We start from the raw sequence: 15,400 nt of genomic DNA on the forward strand, positions 1-15,400 counted from the left end.
ACGCCGGATCACCCACCCACTCAGCCCCGCGGGTGAATCGATCGTGCGGACTGTTGCCTAGCGTCGATGCAACGCCGTACATCCGTTGCAGGGGGGCCGAAATGCCCACGATGGACGAGACCGCCGCCGCGATCCTGGCACCACCCAAGGGAATGCTGGTCGTGGACGAGTACGCCGAGGCCCTCGTCGGCACCTCCCGTGCTCACTCCTTTGCCGAGGCGGTTGTGCAGACCGAAGGCTTGAGCAACTACGTCTCGGCGGTGCTGCTGACGCCGGAAACCTTCGCTGCTGTGGAGCTCATGGAGCCCGCACCACTGATCGGTGTGCGGATGACGTCGGCGGAGGCCGCCGTACCGGCGGGCGCGTCGTTCGTCGAGTGGCGCGAGAATCTTTCACCGCTTGATGTTCCGCGCGGATCGGTCCACGTCGGTGTCGAGACGCTGGCGCAGGGCGCGGCGGAGGCGCAGGCCAAGGGAGTCCTTCCGGTCCTCACCATCGCCATGCCGGAGCTCGGCGCGTCCAGCATCGGTGTCACCCAGGCCGTCACGACGAACGCGCTGCTTGCTCTCCGCGCCGAGCTCGACCGTGTTGGTGTCGATCCCCACCACCTGTTGGTTCGGATCAACATGATCGTACCCGGACTCTCGAACCCGGTGCCGGCGGACTCCGAGCAGGTCGCTCGACGGACCGTGGCCCTGCTGGAGAAGGGCGTTCCGGCGCAGACTCCCGGCGTACTGCTGCTCTCCGGTGGGCAACCTCTCGACCGAGCCTGCGCCCACCTGAAGGCCATCGCCTCGGTCCCGGGCCAGTCCTGGCGAGTGACCTTCGGATTCTCGCGCCCGCTGATCGCCGCGGCTGCGGAGGCTTGGGGACGTGACGCCGACCATCGGCGCATCCTGCTCGACAACTGCAAGCAGGCCAGCGAATCAGTGGCTGCCGCGCTCGTGTCCGGCGGAGCCGCTTCGTGAGCCATCTCCACGACACGGCCGTCATCGACAGATCGCAGCCGATCCTGACGAAGTACCGCGGGGTGATCTGCGATCTCGACGGTGTGGTGTACCGCGGCGCGCACGCCGTGCCGGGAGCGGTTGCGAGTCTGAACGCGATGATCGCCGGCCAGGTGCCAGTGGTGTTCGCGACCAACAACGCCTCCCGCTCCCCCGCCGCTGCACGCGAGCATCTGCGCGAGTTGGGGCTCGGCGACGAAGGCTGGTCCGTCGTCACCAGTTCGCAGGCGGCCGCGGCGTACCTGGCCGAACAGCTCCGACCAGGAGCGCCGGTGTTCGCGGTGGGTGGACCCGGCGTACCTGAGGCCCTCACCGAGGCAGGTCTGACACCCCTTCGGGTCACCGAGCTGGCCGACGGGCGGACGGTCGAAGCGGTGGTCCAGGGAGCAGGGCAGGACGTGACCTGGCGCGACCTGGCCGAGGTCGCCTACCTGGTCCAGGCGGGCGTGATCTGGGTCGCGACGAACCTCGACGCGACAGTTCCGACCTCACGCGGGCTGGCTCCGGGCAACGGCGCCTTCGTCGGTGCAGTGCAGACCACCACACCGGCCGCCCCACACGTGACGGGCAAGCCTGGTACGGCGCTGTTCGACCTCGCCCGTTCCCGGCTCGGATCCGATCGCTCCGAAACCATCATGGTCGGCGATCGCCTGGACACCGACATCGCCGGCGCCGGCGCGGCCGGCGTGGACTCGATGTTCGTGCTGGGCGGCGCCAGCACCCTGCGCGACCTGGCTTTCGCCGAGGACGCCGCGCGACCGACGTACTTCGGCTTCGACCTGTCGGGTCTCCTCCAACCTGGCCTGTACCAGCGGCACGGACCCGACGACGCCGTCGAGCTGTCACCCGATGGCGTGTTGTCGGTACGACGTCCTGTCGCTCGGCACCGGTTGCTCCAGGCAATCGTCTCGGCCGCATGGCACGCGCGCGATCACGATCTACCGCTCGTCACGGACACCACCTTATGGGCGGAACTCGAACGCCGGCTCGGCGTCTGACGCCCGCTCGACCAGCCGCGCCAGGCGCAGCAAACCCGCATCTCTGGCCGGCAGTCCGAGCAGCTCGAGTCCGACCGGAAGTCCCTCGTCCGTCCTACCCACCGGCAACGTCAACGCCGGCAGATCGGCTTGGGAAGCCACCAGGGTGTTGACGGGCAGCGCACGGCTCGGCAACCGGAGCCGGTCGCGATCCCGCCGCGGCGCAGGGACGCGGACCGTCGGGTAGACGAGCGCGTCGAGACCGCGGCTGGTCATCACGTTGACCATCGCTTCGCGCAGCCGACGCCGCCCGGCCAGCAGTTCCACCCGGCCCCGAACACTGGGTGACGAGCGGGTCGCGAGCAGCTCGGCGAGATCCAGCTCCTCGGGGAAGACTCCCTCGTCGTACAGCTCGGTGAAGGACCTGCCTTGAAGGGCGGGACGTGAAGCGAGGAAGGCGTCGAGGTCCGCTCGCGCCGCGACGACGTACGGCGAGCTGTCCCGAAGCAGCCCTTCGAGCGCCGGCACCTCGACGTCGGCAACGGGGACGCCGAGTCGTGCGAGTGCTTTGCCGACCACCGTCGAGACCTGATCGGAGCCGCCCCACGCGACCGGATCGCCCGGCCGGAGGAGGTGACCCAGCCGGTAGCTTTCCAGCGGTCGCGTCGGTTCGCTCACCGGCAGTCGCCCGTCGGAGAGCACGGCCAGGAGGAGCTCGGCGTCGTCGACACAGCTGGTCAGTGGACCTGGGGTGTCCTGCATCGACACCAGCGCGGACAACCCATGGGCCGGCACCAGGCCAGGCGTCGGCCGCATTCCAACCACCCCGTTGAAGGACGCCGGGACACGCACGGATCCGCCCGTATCGGACCCGAGTGCGGCGGGCACGAGACCGGCCGCGACCGCGACCGCTGACCCGCTGCTCGAGCCCCCTGCGTCGTGCTGCGGCGATCGGCCGTTGACGGTCCGGACTCCGATGGACGAGTCGAACAGCCACGACATCGCGAAGTCCGGAGTCGCGGTCTTGCCGAGAATGATCGCGCCGGCCGCCCGGAGTCGTCGGACAGCTTCGGCGTCGGCCTCCGGGAGGTAGTCGCGGAAGGCGTGGCACCCGAAGCTCGTCGGGATCCCTCGCGTCTCGAACACGTCCTTCACCAGGATCGGGATCCCGTGCAGCGGCCCAAGGACGTCGCCCGTTCGACTGAGATGCTCGTCCGCCTCGGCGGCCTCTGCGCTTGCCAACGGATTCAGCGCCAGTATGGCGCCCAGCCGCGGGTTGAGCTCGGTGATCCGGTTCAGACACTCGTTGACCAGAGCAACAGAGGTGAGATCGCCGGAGACCTGGTCGCGTCGGAGAGTGGCCAGGCTCGGCCAGGCAGCTGTCATCAGCAGCTGCAGTACGAGCAGGAGCCCGACGCGCCGGTGTAGTAACCGCAGTCGTGGGATTCCGGACGGGCCGGTCCGACCCATCGCCGGATGACCGTCGCGAGGCTGCATCGCAGGCAGGACAGCCGGGTGACCAGCGTGCCGGAGTCCGGCGTCTCCCAGTACGCGACTGTCTCGGACTCGTGCTCGCCTTGCTTGCCGTCACACTGGGACGACTCGCAGGCCAGCACCACCTCGTCCACTTCTGAGCTTTCGATCAGCACGGGACTCACCTCCTCAGATCGGAACGCCCCAAGGGCGGGTCTCGAGTTCGAGGCGGTCGGCATCGGCCCGCAGCATCCGGGCCGCGCTCCGATGCGCCTCGACCGATGCCGGGAGCGACGCCCAGTACGGCGTACGTGCGGCCTCGTCCGCCGCAGCCTGCTCCTCGCGCTTCGCGAGGGCGTAGAGCTGCCGGCACAAGGCGGTGATGAGGTCTGGCTTCCAGTGGCCTTCGCTGCTGAGGTTCATCGGATCTCCTGGCCTGTGGGGGTCGTGAGGAGATGGTCCGCTGCCCTGTTGCACGGCCGTTGCAGAGGTCTGCAACGGCCGCCAGGGATTCACACCTCGACCGGCACACCGATCAGAGAGCCGTACTCGACCCAGGAGCCGTCGTAGTTCTTGACCGACGGCTGGTCCAGGAGCTCGTGCAGCACGAACCAGCTGTGTGCGCTGCGCTCGCCGATGCGGCAGTAGACGACGATGTCGGGCGCAGCTTCGCCGCCGGGTCCGGCCAGCGCGAGCCCGGCGCCGGCGTACAGCTCGCGAAGCTGTGCGTCGCTGCGGAAGGTGCCGTCGTCGGCCACCGCCTGCGACCACGGCACGTTGACCGCTCCTGGTACGTGACCCGGAACCTGAGGCTGCTCCTGCGGGAAGTGCGCCGGGGCCAGGATCTCGCCGGAGAACTCGGCCGGCGACCGGACGTCGAGGATGCTGTCCCGGCCGATGGCTGCCATGACGTCGTCCCGGTAGGCCCGCAGGCTTCCGTCCGCGGGCTGGGCGCGATAGGCGGCCGGGCTCGGAGTACGCCGACGTAGTGTCTCCGCATCGGTCAGCGGTCGCCCGTCGAGCTCCCAGCGCTTCGTGCCACCGTCGAGCAGGCGTACGTCGCGATGACCGTAGAGCTTGAAGTACCAGTACGCGTACGCCGCGAACCAGTTGTTGTCCCCGCCGTACAGGACCACCGTGTCGTCCGGCGTGACCTGGTGCGTGGTCAACAGCTGCTCGAACGCGTCCTGGCCGATCAGGTCGCGACGCAGCGGGTCCTGCAGATCGGCCCGCCAATCGAGTGCGAGGGCACCCGGGATGTGCCGAGCGGCGTGCGCCCCGGCGTTCTCGTCCACCTCGAAGACCACCACTGCGGGGTCGTCCAACTGCTTCTCGAGCCAGTCCCCATCGACCAGCACGTGCTCTCGGGCCATCGTTCCTCCTGATTAGTTAGTGCGCTAACCATTAGCGTACGCAAGATTGGTACACTCACGGTGTGGCCGAACGACAGCTGAGACAGACCGACCTCGAGAACCCGCTGGCCCTCGAGCACCAGGTCTGCTTCGCGCTGGCGATCGCCGCGCGCAGCGTCATCGCCCTCTACCGGCCTGTCCTCGAGCCGATGGGGCTGACGCACCCGCAGTACCTGGTCATGCTGGCGCTCTGGGAGTTCGAGCCGGTCTCGGTCAAGGACCTGTCCGGGATGCTGCAGCTCGAGCCGGCGACGCTGTCACCGCTGCTCAAGCGTCTCGAGAGCGCCGGCCTGCTGCGCCGCGACCGCGACACCAGGGACGAGCGTTCACTCGCCGTCTCGCTGACGGAGAAAGGGCGGGCCCTTCGCAAGGAGGCCCTGAAGGTGCCACCGGCAATCGTCGACCGCCTGGGCATGGACGTCGACGAGCTGATGCAACTCCACGAACGCCTGACCCGGGTCATCGCGGCCGCGAAGGAACCCAGCTGACCCGGCCCTTACGGTCGGGCAGAATGCGGGGATGACCGAGCTTCCGTCCGAGTACCACCGCCGGCTTCCGTACGGCGAACGCATGTCGGCCGAGCCCTTGCTGGGTGGGCCGTTCTTTCCGTTCGAGGGAGATCTCCAGGTCGTCCCGCTGGCCGATCCGGTGTTGCCGGAGCCGCCGCGGCGGGGTGAGGAGGGCGACGAGCCGTGTGGCACTTGTTCGGATCCGGATGCGTGGGTGATCTGGCGGGACGAGCAGTGGCAGCTGAAGACCTTCGAGCCGCGTGGGCTGCCGTTCGTCGCGATCCTGGAGCCGCGGGAGCACTTGAGGCTGGACAACCTGCCGCCGGAACTCACCGCGACGCTGGGCTCACTGATCCAGCGGGTGGCGAACGCGATCCGGCGGATCGACAGCGTGGGGCGGACGCATTTCAACCGGTGGGGTGACGGGAGCGAGCACTTTCACCTGTGGTTCCTGGCGCGGCCGCTCGGGATGATGCAGCTTCGCGGGGCGATGATCGCGGCCTGGGACGACATACTGCCGAACGTCCCTGACGAGGAACTCGAGGCCAACGCACGACTGGTCGCCGCCGCCCTGGTGGAGGACGGCGGCGAAGCCATGGGCATCGGCCGGGGCTGACTACCTGACGCCGAGCGAGCAGGATGTCGGCCTTGCGCTGAGGCGTGCCGTCCCCTCAGGCGGTGGCCAGTGTGAAGATCCGCAGGTCGCGGTTCTCCGGAAGCGTGATGCTGACCGGGATCTTCGTCAAGGTCACGGGCGCGGTCGCGAAGATGTGCGTGGTGACGTTGTCCCGTCCGCCGCCGGACTCGTTGCGGTACGGCGTGGTCGCGACGATCACGTTGCCGAAGTGGACCGTGTCACCGCCTCCACCGAGCGTCCAGTCGCTGAAGGACAGGTCGAGTTGGCTGGTGGTCCCATCGGAGTAGTTCAGCGTCGCGGCGCCCTCCTGGTTGCCGTTGACCGCGGTGCCGACGAACGACAACTTCGTCGTACCGGCCGGCAGGTCGAGGTTGAGGAGTTGCCCGTCCGCGGGGACGTTGTCGGGGTCACCGGTCGGGACATCAGGCCACGTGAAGCTGAGCCCTTCGACCGTGCCGACTCCGCCCGGCGTCAGTCCGGCGGTCGCGAGCGCCTGTCGCGAGTAGCTCACGCCGCCACCGTCGAAGTCGGCCTCGGTGTGGTCGCCCGTGTCGTCGGAGATGGCGACGCCTTCACGCAGTACGAAGAACGAGTTGGGCTGGCCGACGACCACCGTGAAGCCGACCTGCGGAAGCGGCGTGCCGTCGGCCGCCTTCATCGACACGGTCACCGGGTAGCGGCCGTTCGGTGTGCCGGCGGCGGCCGTGATCGTCACGGGCGCGCTGCCGTCCTGGCCCACCTGGAAGGTCCCGCTGGCTGGCGAGGCACTGAGACCTGTGGGAGTCGTGACCGTGTAGCTGACGTCTTGCGGCGTCCCGCTGAGTCGGTGTGCCTTCAGCGCGATCGGCGCGCTGGTGGTGCCGGGGGCAACGACCACTCGGCTCGTGTCGGTTGAGGTTTGGAACGGGATCTCACCGGTCCGCCAGGACGGCGGTGCATCCGCCGCGTTTGCACCCCAGGCCGCGTTGGAGGTGCTGCTTAGCTGGAAGTCCAGGGTCCCGCCGTGCTGCACGAACGACTCCGGGAGCCACGGCTTGGTCGTCGTACGTCCGTTGACCTTCAGGGACTGGACGTACGGCGCGTCCGCACCGGGAGCGTTGATGCGGATCGTGCGACCGCCGTCGCGGTGGACGACGGCGCGCGAGAACAGCGGCGCCGCGACCTGGAGTTCCGCGCGGCTCGGTACGTCGGGGTAGAGGCCGAGCGCGGTCCACACGTACCAGGACGACATCGCGCCGAGGTCGTCGTTGCCGGGGATGCCACCGGTGCTGGTGTTCCACAGCTGGTTCATTGCCTGGCGCAACGTTTCCTGCGTCTGGTACGGCTTGCCGGTGTAGTTGTAGATCCAGGGCGTGTTGATCGACGGCTCGTTGTCCAGCTCGGCGTGCAACTCACCGGCGCCGGTCAGCGCCCAGGTGCCGTCCGGGTTCTTGAAGAACGCGTCCAACCGCTGATTGGCCTTGTCCACACCACCCATCGCGTCGACCAGCCCAGCCCGGTTGTGCGGGACCATCCACGTGTACTGCGCGCTGCTCCCCTCGGCGAACCCGTCACCCGTCGACGGAGTGAACGCGGGCCACGCGCCGTTCTCGTCCCGGTTCTGGATGTAGCCGCCGTTCTCCGGGTTGAACACGTTCTGCCAGTACTGCGACCTGTCCAGGAAGCGCTGGTACGTCGCCTTGTCGCCGGTGCGCTGGGCCAGTTGGGCCAGGGCGAAGTCGGCGGTGACGTCCTCGAGCGTCTCGACCGCACCGCCCCACGCGTTCGACTTGGTCGGGACGTAGTGCAGCGCGAGATACTTGTCGAGCGACGGACGCTGACCGATCGACATCACCGGCTTGCCGGCCGAGCTCAGGTCCTTCGCGGTCGGCACGGTCGCCGCCTTGACCAACGACTTGAGTGCCGCCCGGGCGTCGAAGTTCGTGCCGCCGAAGGCGTAGATCCCGGCGACCGCGGGCGCGGACGGGTCGCCGGTCATGACCGACGTACTCCCGGAGGCGTGCGTCCAGCGATCCCAGATCCCACCGTTCTGCGACGCCTGGTTGAGCAAGGATTGCGCGATGTCGCCGGCCTTGCTCGGCTCGAGCAACGTGAGCAGTTGCAACTGGGAGCGGTAGACGTCCCAGCCGGAGAAGGTCGCGTACTGCGCCTGCTGGCCGTGCGCGACGCGATGCGGCTTCTGGTCGAAACCCCAGTACTGACCATTGACGTCGCTGAAGACGTTCGGGTGCAGCAGGGCGTGGTAGAGGGCGGTGTAAAAGGTGGTGCGCTGGTCCGCGGTCCCGCCGGTGATCTCGATGCGGCTCAGTTGCTTCCGCCACGCCTCCTCGGCCTTCACGGCGGTCGCCTCGATTGACGTACCGCGCGGGTTCTCGGCGCGCAGGTTTGCCAGCGCGTTCGCCTCGCTCACGTAGGAGATGCCGATGCGCATCGTCACCTTGCTGCTGTCGAACCCGACGTACCCGCCCGAGCCTTTGTTCGGCGGCATCCAGCCGTCTACGCCGTACGACGTACCGCCGTGCGCGCTGGTGCTGCCCGGGATGACGGTGGTGTCGGTCCAGGTGCCCTGGTTCTTGAAGGGTTGGTCGAACTCGGCGACGAAGTGCAGGGTGTAGTAGCTGCGGCGGCCGACGCTGGCGAGGTAGCCGCAGAAGTTGCCGCTCGTCACCGATCCGGAGACGGTGCGTTTGGCCGGGTCGATGCTGATGTCGGCGTCGCTGGAGCCGACCTCGGAGTTCGACGTACGGAACAGGAGTGTCTTCGCCTTGTCCGCGGGGAACGTGAATGCGGCCGAGCCGGTGCGGGTGGTCGCACTCAACTCCGCGGTCGCGCCCGAGTCGAGGCCCACCTGGTAGTAGCCCGGCTTGGCGACCTCGTTGGTGTGGTCGAACGTACTGGCGTAGATCGCGTCCTTCGCGTCGGACTGCGGCGACGTGGTCACGTCCCCGACGTACGGGAAGATCGGGATGTCACCCGAGCCTCCGGCGCACCCGGTGCCGCTCATGTGCGTGAGGCTGAACCCGCGGATCGTGGTGGCGGAGTACAGGTATCCACCCGGTGCGGCTGTGCGATACGCATTGCCCCGACTGGTCTCCGGGCTGAACGAGAACATCCCGAACGGCGTCACCGCTCCGGGGAACACGTCTCCGAGATTCGACGTACCGATCAACGGATCCACATGCTCAGCCGGATCCGCGGACACCGCGGTGATCCGGCTACTCCCGACCACCTCCGGCGCCCGCAACCCAGCAACCGCCGGATCAGGCGGCGGCGCCGTGGTCGGCCAACCAATCTCGTGGCTGCGCGGTGGTGTCGGCACCGCCTGTGCTGCTGGGGCGAGCGCTGCGATCAGAACACCGGCGAGCAACAAACTCGCACGACAGGACAGGGCGGAACGGCGCATGAGCAGCCAACCTTCGACGTCGGAACGGGGCGGAGTGACATCGTTGTCAGCAACAAATACCCCGCCCGCACCCTCCGGTCAACCCCCGGCCGGTTCCGGAACCAGGGGTTGATAGCGGGTTATGTCACCACTGGCGCGAAGTTGTCCCGCCATCCGTCGAACAACCCGCCAGCGGGCCTACCGATCCTTGGCGGGCCAGGGGGCGTCGGCTGGGCGGAGGGAGTCGAAGCCGGGGCCGTTGAGGGCGGTCCAGGCGGCCAGGGAGCCCATCACGAGGATGGGGTTGTGGAGGTGGCCAGCGAGGACGGCGCCGACGACGTCGACCAAGGGGGCCCAGACGGTCTCCATGTCCGCCTCCTCGTGGCGGCGTTCGAAGGCGTCGGGGGCCTCGGACAGGTCGCGGGCCAGGAAGATGCGGACCGCTTCGTCGGTGAGACCGGGTGAGGTGAAGGCGTCGACGAGCACCCGCCAGTCGGCGGCCTTCGTGCCGGTCTCCTCCCACAGCTCCCGTTCCGCGCCGAGCCGGTACTGCTCGCCCTGTACGTCGAGCAGTCCCGCAGGCGGCTCGAGCAGGCGGTAGCCGACCGGGTGCCGGTACTGGCGGACCAGCAGCATCCGGTTGGCGCCGTCCAGGGCCACCACCCCGACGGCGCCGGGGTGGACGACCACATCACGAACGAAAGAGTCGCGACCGTCCGGCTGCACGGTGTCGCGCCGTACCGAGATCACCCGGCCGGTCTGGTGCACCACCTCGGACGAGGAGACCGGCCACCGCTCGGGTACGTCCTCCAGGCCGCCGCCGAACCGCAGCTCGGGGTGCTCCTTCATCGAGCCTTGACCGCTTCTGGCTTGGCCTTGGCCGCGGGCTTCTTGGCGACAGCGGGCTCCTCGACCGGCAGCCGGGACTCGCGCTGGCGGACCAGCGCCGCGGCGACCAGGCCGGAGAACAGCGGGTGCGGCTTGGTCGGCCGGGACCGCAGCTCGGGGTGGGCCTGGGTGGCGACGAAGTAAGGGTGCTGCGACCGGTCCAGCTCGATGAACTCGACCAGCTCGTTGTCCGGCGACAGTCCGCTGAACACCAGGCCGGCGGTCTCCAGCTTGTCCCGGTAGGCGTTGTTCACCTCGTACCGGTGCCGGTGCCGCTCCTGCACCGACGGAGCGCCGTACAGGTCGCGGACGATCGAGCCGTCGGCCAGGTTCGCCGGGTAGAGGCCGAGCCGCATCGTGCCACCGAGGTCGCCGGAGCCGGAGACGATGTGCTTCTGCTCCTCCATCGTCGCGATCACCGGCTGCTCGGCGTCCGGGTCGAACTCACTGGAGTTCGCCTCTACCAAACCGGCCAGATCCCGGGCCACCTCGATCACCATGCACTGCAGGCCTAGGCACAGGCCGAGAATCGGGATGCCCTGCTCGCGGGCATACCGGATCGCGCCGATCTTGCCCTCGATACCGCGAACGCCGAAGCCACCCGGGATGCAGACCGCGTCGACGTCACCGAGCAACCGGGCGGCTGCCTCCGGGGTCGCGCACTCGTCGGAAGCGATCCAGCGCAGGTTCACCCGCGCGTCGTTGTCGAAGCCACCGGCCCGCAGCGCCTCCGCGACCGAGAGGTACGCGTCCGGCAGGTCGATGTACTTGCCGACCAGCGCGACCGTGACGTCGTCCTTCGGGTGGTGCACGACCCGCAGCAACTCGTCCCAGCGGGTCCAGTCGACATCGCGGAACGGCAGGTTCAGCCGGCGTACGACGTACGCGTCGAGCCCCTCGGTGTGCAGCACCTTGGGGATGTCGTAGATGCTCGGTGAGTCGACGGCCGCGACCACGGCCTCCTGGTCGACGTCGCACATCAGCGAGATCTTCCGCTTCACACCATCCGGGATCGGCCGGTCGGCGCGGCAGACGACCGCGTCCGGGGCGATACCGATCGAGCGCAGCGCGGCGACCGAGTGCTGGGTCGGCTTGGTCTTCAGCTCACCGCTGGGCGCCAGGTACGGGATCAGTGAGATGTGCAGGAAGAAGACGTTGTCCCGGCCGACGTCGTGGCGGACCTGACGGGCCGCCTCCAGAAACGGCAGCGACTCGATGTCGCCGACGGTGCCGCCGATCTCGTGCAGGACGACGTCGACATCGGCGCCGGCCATCGCCAGCATCCGTTCCTTGATCTCGTTGGTGATGTGCGGGATGACCTGGACGGTGTCGCCGAGGTACTCACCGCGGCGCTCCTTGGCAATCACGCTGGAGTAGACCTGGCCGGTCGTGACGTTGGCGACCTGGGACAGGTCGCGGTCGAGGAAACGCTCGTAGTGCCCGATGTCCAGGTCGGTCTCGGCGCCGTCGTTGGTGACGAACACCTCGCCGTGCTGGAACGGGTTCATCGTGCCGGGATCCACGTTGAGATACGGATCCAGCTTCTGCATGGTGACCCGGATGCCCCGTGCCGTCAGCAGACTGCCGAGGCTTGACGCTGTCAGCCCCTTGCCGAGGCTGGACGCCACACCACCGGTGACGAAAACGTGCTTGGTCTGCTGGGAGTTCGAAGCCCTGTCCACGGGCCTTCAGCCTACCTGCTGTCAAGGGGTGGCCGAAACGAGACCCGCATAGATGTCGAGCAGATTCTTTGCCACGGCGTCCTCGTCCGGCCATCTGGCGGCCAACTCCAGGCCTCGCGTCCGCATAGCGTTCGCTGTGTCGGGCTCGGCCAGCACCGCCCGGACCCCGTCGGCCAGCCCGTCCGCATCCCCGGGGAACGCCAGTACGGCGCTGTCGTCGACCAGCTCGGGTACGCCGCCGACCGCCGTAGCCACCACCGGTACGCCGACCTGCATCGCCTCCTGGAGGACCAGGGCGCGGGCCTCCCAGTGGGAGGTGAGCAGGAAGACGTCGGCCGCGCCGAGGAGGTCCGCCACGTCGGACCGGTGTCCCAGCAACCGCACCGGCAGTTGCTCAGCGTCGATCCGCGCCTGCAAGTTGTCACGCAGCGGTCCGTCGCCCACAACCACGAACACAGCGTCCGGAGTGGACTCGTGCACCCGGGCAGCCACGGTGAGCAGGGTCGGATAGTCCTTCTGCGGCGCCAGACGACCCACAGTGACCACGAGAGGCTGGTCAGCCAGTCCGAGTGCCTGACGTACGTCGGCGGCCGGCGTACGGACCTCTGGGATCGCTGGAGCCGCGACGGGCGCCAGCCGCGCCTGCCGGGCCCCCAGACTCTTCGCCAGGTCCACCAGGTCGCTAGAGGCTCCTAGAGTCAGGTCCGCGCCCTTGGCCACGAGCCGCTGGCCCAGCCGCATGACCAGTCCGCGCGGTCCGGGCGCGATCACCGCGTTGTGCCACGTGACCACCAGTGGCCGCAGCCGCGATCGGTCCCGCAGAGCAGCCATACCGGCGCGGTAGCCGTGCGCGTGAATCACGTCTGACCCGCGGAGAGCAGGGGCCTGGGTGACGACCGTGGCAGCGCCGAAGTCGAAGTGCTCCGCAGTGCCCGGCGGTGCGCACACCACGATCTCATGGCCGGCCGCCACGAACCGCGGTACCAGTGAGGCGACGTGCTGCCCGATGCCACCCCGCGACTCCGCGAGCAGCAGGCCGATCCTCATTGCGTCTCCTCTACGAGATTCCGGCGGAGCAGTGCGCGGGTGTCCGCGCGGTCCAGCACCACTGCGACAGCGGCGTACACGATGACGACGGCCAGGCCGGAGAGAACCGCGAACACGACTGCCTTCCCGACTCCGGCGTCGCCGGCCGGCAACGACACGGCCCAGCCCGCAGCACCGGCAAGGACACCACCGATCAGCGCTGCCAGCGTGGCACGCGTCAGTCCGGCGAGCACCTCAGCGCCGGCCTCCCCGCGCAGCACGACCAGCAGCACGATCGCTCCGGCCACCATTCCGATCGACATAGCAGCCGCCAAGGCAGGCACGGCATCCCAGGACGACGTCAGCACCACACCGGCCACGGCCACGAGCACCCACGCGGCAGACGTCACCACTGCGACCTCACGACCGGAGTGCCGCGCGTAGAGGACCCGGCCGACATGCATGAGGACTGCGAACCCGATGGCAGCGGGCGCAAAGGCGAACAACGCGTCGGCCAGCGAGGCCGCTCTCGACTCCTGCACCGCGCCGTCGTCGTACGCGAAGATCCGCGCGACCGGGACCGCGGTGCCAACCAGCAGCGCGGCTCCCGCGCCACCGGCCAGCATGACCGCGCGCGTAGACGCAGAGGCATAGACCTCGAAGCGCTCCCTCGCGTCGAAGGCCGCAGCGAGTCGTGGAAATACCGCTGTGGTGATCGGCACGGCCAGTACGGCGTACGGCAGCAGGTAGATCGCGTTCGCCCACGAGTAGACGGCGATGCTGCCCGCAACGCCTCGGTGGTTGGCCAGATAGGTGGTGACGACGAACGTGAGCTGCTGCGCGATCAGCACGGCGAGGCCTGCCAGCGCGAGCCTCCGCAGCACCGGACCGACGCCAGGATCCAACCGCAACGTGAGCCTGATCGGCAAGCGCATCGACAACATCGGGATCAGCACGGTGAGGGCGAGCGCGGCCACGCCGGCCGTGGTCCCCCACGCCAGCAGATTGGTGGCATCGCTGGAGGCCGCGTCGGCGTCGGGAGCCGCGGCCGCGAACAGGAAGTAGGTGGCAACGACCACCAGGCTCGAGATGAGCGGCGCCAGCGCGGCGGCCGCAAAACGCTTGTGGGATTGAAGGACCGCGGTCGCGATCACAGCGATCGCGTAGCCGAACACCTGCGGTACGAAGATCACCAGCATGCGGGTCGCCGTCGCGGTCGAACCGCCGCAGTCCGCGCCCGGGTCCAGCATCGCGTCGGTGTAGCTGGACGCCAGCACCCACGACAGCACGGCGAACGGCGCCAGCAGCAGAAGGGACCAGGACAGCAGTGCGCCGATGATCCGGCCCTGTGCGGCGCGATCGCCGCGCAGGACCGGGCCGGCCAGCACGGGGATCACCGCACCGGCCAGAGCTCCACCGGCGACAACCTCGAAGAGGATGTTGGGAAGCTGGTTGGCGGTCGCGTAGGCCTCGGCCAGGCAGCCCGCACCGACAGTCTTCGAGAACACCAGCCAGCGGCCGAATCCCACTGTCCGCGCCAGCACGGTCACCGCGGCGATCAGCAGTGCGGCGCGGGCGACCCGACCGCCCGTGCTCACCTGGGTCGTCGGCCCCACTGGTCGATCTTGTCCAGCACCGGGTTCTCCGCGATGACCTTGGTGAAGCTGACCTTCTCGCTGGCCAGGTTCAGAGCGACGACCGCAGCCAGCGCCAGCGTCTTCAACGGGCGCGGCAACGAGGCGGCGAGCGCCGTACCGGTGATCGCGCCCAGACCGTTCGCACCGCAGTCGCCGAGCATCGAGCGCTCACCGAGGTCGGACGGCGCCGAGGCCACGGCCGCACCGACGACCGCGCCGGCCGGTCCGTTCACGGCCGCCAGCGGAGCGTTCACCGCGGCGACGGCCTTCAGCGCGCGGCCGGGCCGCAGGTCGAGCAGGTTCGTCAGATTCGCCGTACCCGCGATCAAGGCGCCGTCGGCAACAACACCGGCCAGTGCCTTCACCCCGGTCGACTTCCGCGGCAGCAGTGCGGCGGCTGCGAGGCCGGCCGCACCGACACCGAGGATCTTCACAGCGCCGCTGGTCACTTCACCGCGCTTCAACGCACTGAGGTGGCCGCGGAAGCCCTTGGCCTGTGTGGTCCCGCGGAGGTCGTCGTACGCACCGACCGCGCCGGAGACCGAGCCCGCGAGGATCGCGGCGGCCTTCACCTTGCCCGGCGTCTTCCCAGCGGCCGCGACGCCGGCCAGCGCGCCGAGGACCGCGATCGGCCCCTCCAGCAGGGTGACCGATTCGCCCCGGTGGTTGGTCCGCTCGAACAGCTCCCGGTTCTCCTTGGGCAGCCTCTCCGCGGCGCGCTCGAGCGCAGCGGTGGCGGCTGCCGCGACGGCAGCGCTCAGAATTCCCAC

At 69.0% G+C, this 15,400-nt stretch carries 14 protein-coding genes; 4 read left to right on the top strand and 10 right to left on the bottom strand.

From position 1 onward, the window contains the following. Positions 1 to 101: 101 nt before the first annotated feature. Positions 102 to 968: a class I fructose-bisphosphate aldolase gene (locus E0H73_RS16680; protein ID WP_131356432.1), complete on the top strand. Its 867-nt coding sequence runs from the start codon at positions 102 to 104 to the stop codon at positions 966 to 968. Next, positions 965 to 2,005: an HAD-IIA family hydrolase gene (locus E0H73_RS16685; protein ID WP_202867410.1), complete on the top strand. Its 1,041-nt coding sequence runs from the start codon at positions 965 to 967 to the stop codon at positions 2,003 to 2,005. Before E0H73_RS16680 ends, E0H73_RS16685 begins: the two co-directional genes overlap by 4 nt. On the opposite strand, the gene E0H73_RS16690 is transcribed toward E0H73_RS16685, so the two are convergent. From E0H73_RS16690 to E0H73_RS16700, 4 genes are all read right to left on the bottom strand, one after another. After that, the gene (locus tag E0H73_RS16690) at positions 1,970 to 3,370 is read right to left on the bottom strand and encodes an amidase (RefSeq protein ID WP_165555705.1); all 1,401 of its coding nucleotides are present in this window, start codon (positions 3,368 to 3,370) and stop codon (positions 1,970 to 1,972) included. The two genes, E0H73_RS16685 and E0H73_RS16690, sit on opposite strands and share 36 nt — an antisense overlap. After that, complete coding sequence (locus tag E0H73_RS45865) at positions 3,370 to 3,633, bottom strand: hypothetical protein (protein WP_165555706.1); 264 nt, start codon at positions 3,631 to 3,633, stop codon at positions 3,370 to 3,372. Before E0H73_RS45865 ends, E0H73_RS16690 begins: the two co-directional genes overlap by 1 nt. A gap of 13 nt (positions 3,634 to 3,646) precedes the next feature. Next, on the bottom strand, positions 3,647 to 3,880 hold the full coding sequence (locus tag E0H73_RS16695) for a hypothetical protein (RefSeq protein WP_131356438.1): 234 nt from the start codon (positions 3,878 to 3,880) through the stop codon (positions 3,647 to 3,649). 89 nt (positions 3,881 to 3,969) lie between these two features. Then, positions 3,970 to 4,830: a sulfurtransferase gene (locus E0H73_RS16700; RefSeq protein WP_131356441.1), complete on the bottom strand. Its 861-nt coding sequence runs from the start codon at positions 4,828 to 4,830 to the stop codon at positions 3,970 to 3,972. A 62-nt stretch (positions 4,831 to 4,892) separates the two neighbouring features. Between E0H73_RS16700 and E0H73_RS16705 the strand changes: the two genes are divergently transcribed. Next, entirely contained in the window at positions 4,893 to 5,357 is a 465-nt protein-coding gene (locus E0H73_RS16705) for a MarR family winged helix-turn-helix transcriptional regulator (protein WP_238164036.1), read from the top strand. Positions 5,358 to 5,388: 31 nt separating this feature from the next. Continuing rightward, complete coding sequence (locus E0H73_RS16710; RefSeq protein WP_131356444.1) at positions 5,389 to 5,994, top strand: hypothetical protein; 606 nt, start codon at positions 5,389 to 5,391, stop codon at positions 5,992 to 5,994. Between the two features lie 55 nt (positions 5,995 to 6,049). Here the strand turns inward: E0H73_RS16710 and E0H73_RS16715 are convergent, their stop codons facing one another. From E0H73_RS16715 to E0H73_RS16740, 6 genes are all read right to left on the bottom strand, one after another. Then, positions 6,050 to 9,418 carry a GH92 family glycosyl hydrolase gene (locus E0H73_RS16715; protein ID WP_202867411.1) on the bottom strand — a complete coding sequence of 1,123 codons (3,369 nt, stop codon included), beginning with the start codon at positions 9,416 to 9,418 and terminating at the stop codon, positions 6,050 to 6,052. Between the two features lie 177 nt (positions 9,419 to 9,595). Beyond that, positions 9,596 to 10,246, bottom strand: a complete 651-nt coding sequence (locus E0H73_RS16720; RefSeq protein ID WP_131356447.1) for an NUDIX domain-containing protein — start codon at positions 10,244 to 10,246, stop codon at positions 9,596 to 9,598. Continuing rightward, positions 10,243 to 11,967, bottom strand: a complete 1,725-nt coding sequence (locus E0H73_RS16725; RefSeq protein ID WP_131356450.1) for a CTP synthase — start codon at positions 11,965 to 11,967, stop codon at positions 10,243 to 10,245. The genes E0H73_RS16720 and E0H73_RS16725 overlap by 4 nt, the downstream gene beginning before the upstream one ends. Positions 11,968 to 11,988: 21 nt before the next feature. Then, entirely contained in the window at positions 11,989 to 13,014 is a 1,026-nt protein-coding gene (locus E0H73_RS16730; RefSeq protein ID WP_131356453.1) for a glycosyltransferase family 4 protein, read from the bottom strand. Next, positions 13,011 to 14,609, bottom strand: coding sequence for a murein biosynthesis integral membrane protein MurJ (gene murJ / locus E0H73_RS16735; protein ID WP_238164037.1), 1,599 nt, complete (start codon positions 14,607 to 14,609; stop codon positions 13,011 to 13,013). The genes E0H73_RS16730 and murJ overlap by 4 nt, the downstream gene beginning before the upstream one ends. Continuing rightward, positions 14,588 to 15,400, bottom strand: coding sequence for a hypothetical protein (locus E0H73_RS16740; RefSeq protein WP_131356456.1), 813 nt, complete (start codon positions 15,398 to 15,400; stop codon positions 14,588 to 14,590). The genes murJ and E0H73_RS16740 overlap by 22 nt, the downstream gene beginning before the upstream one ends.

The sequence above is a fragment of the Kribbella pittospori genome, assembly GCF_004331465.1.
Classification (GTDB): Bacteria; Actinomycetota; Actinomycetes; order Propionibacteriales; family Kribbellaceae; genus Kribbella; species Kribbella pittospori.

Bases quoted from the DNA above. Each gene is read 5' to 3' on its own strand.
- E0H73_RS16680 (WP_131356432.1), top strand. From the start codon at position 102: ATGCCCACGATGGACGAGACCGCCGCCGCGATCCTGGCACCACCCAAG.
- E0H73_RS16710 (WP_131356444.1), top strand. From the start codon at position 5,389: ATGACCGAGCTTCCGTCCGAGTACCACCGCCGGCTTCCGTACGGCGAA.
- E0H73_RS16715 (WP_202867411.1), bottom strand. From the start codon at position 9,418: ATGCGCCGTTCCGCCCTGTCCTGTCGTGCGAGTTTGTTGCTCGCCGGT.
- E0H73_RS16730 (WP_131356453.1), bottom strand. From the start codon at position 13,014: ATGAGGATCGGCCTGCTGCTCGCGGAGTCGCGGGGTGGCATCGGGCAG.
- E0H73_RS16695 (WP_131356438.1), bottom strand. From the start codon at position 3,880: ATGAACCTCAGCAGCGAAGGCCACTGGAAGCCAGACCTCATCACCGCC.
- E0H73_RS16720 (WP_131356447.1), bottom strand. From the start codon at position 10,246: ATGAAGGAGCACCCCGAGCTGCGGTTCGGCGGCGGCCTGGAGGACGTA.
- E0H73_RS16690 (WP_165555705.1), bottom strand. From the start codon at position 3,370: ATGACAGCTGCCTGGCCGAGCCTGGCCACTCTCCGACGCGACCAGGTC.
- E0H73_RS16700 (WP_131356441.1), bottom strand. From the start codon at position 4,830: ATGGCCCGAGAGCACGTGCTGGTCGATGGGGACTGGCTCGAGAAGCAG.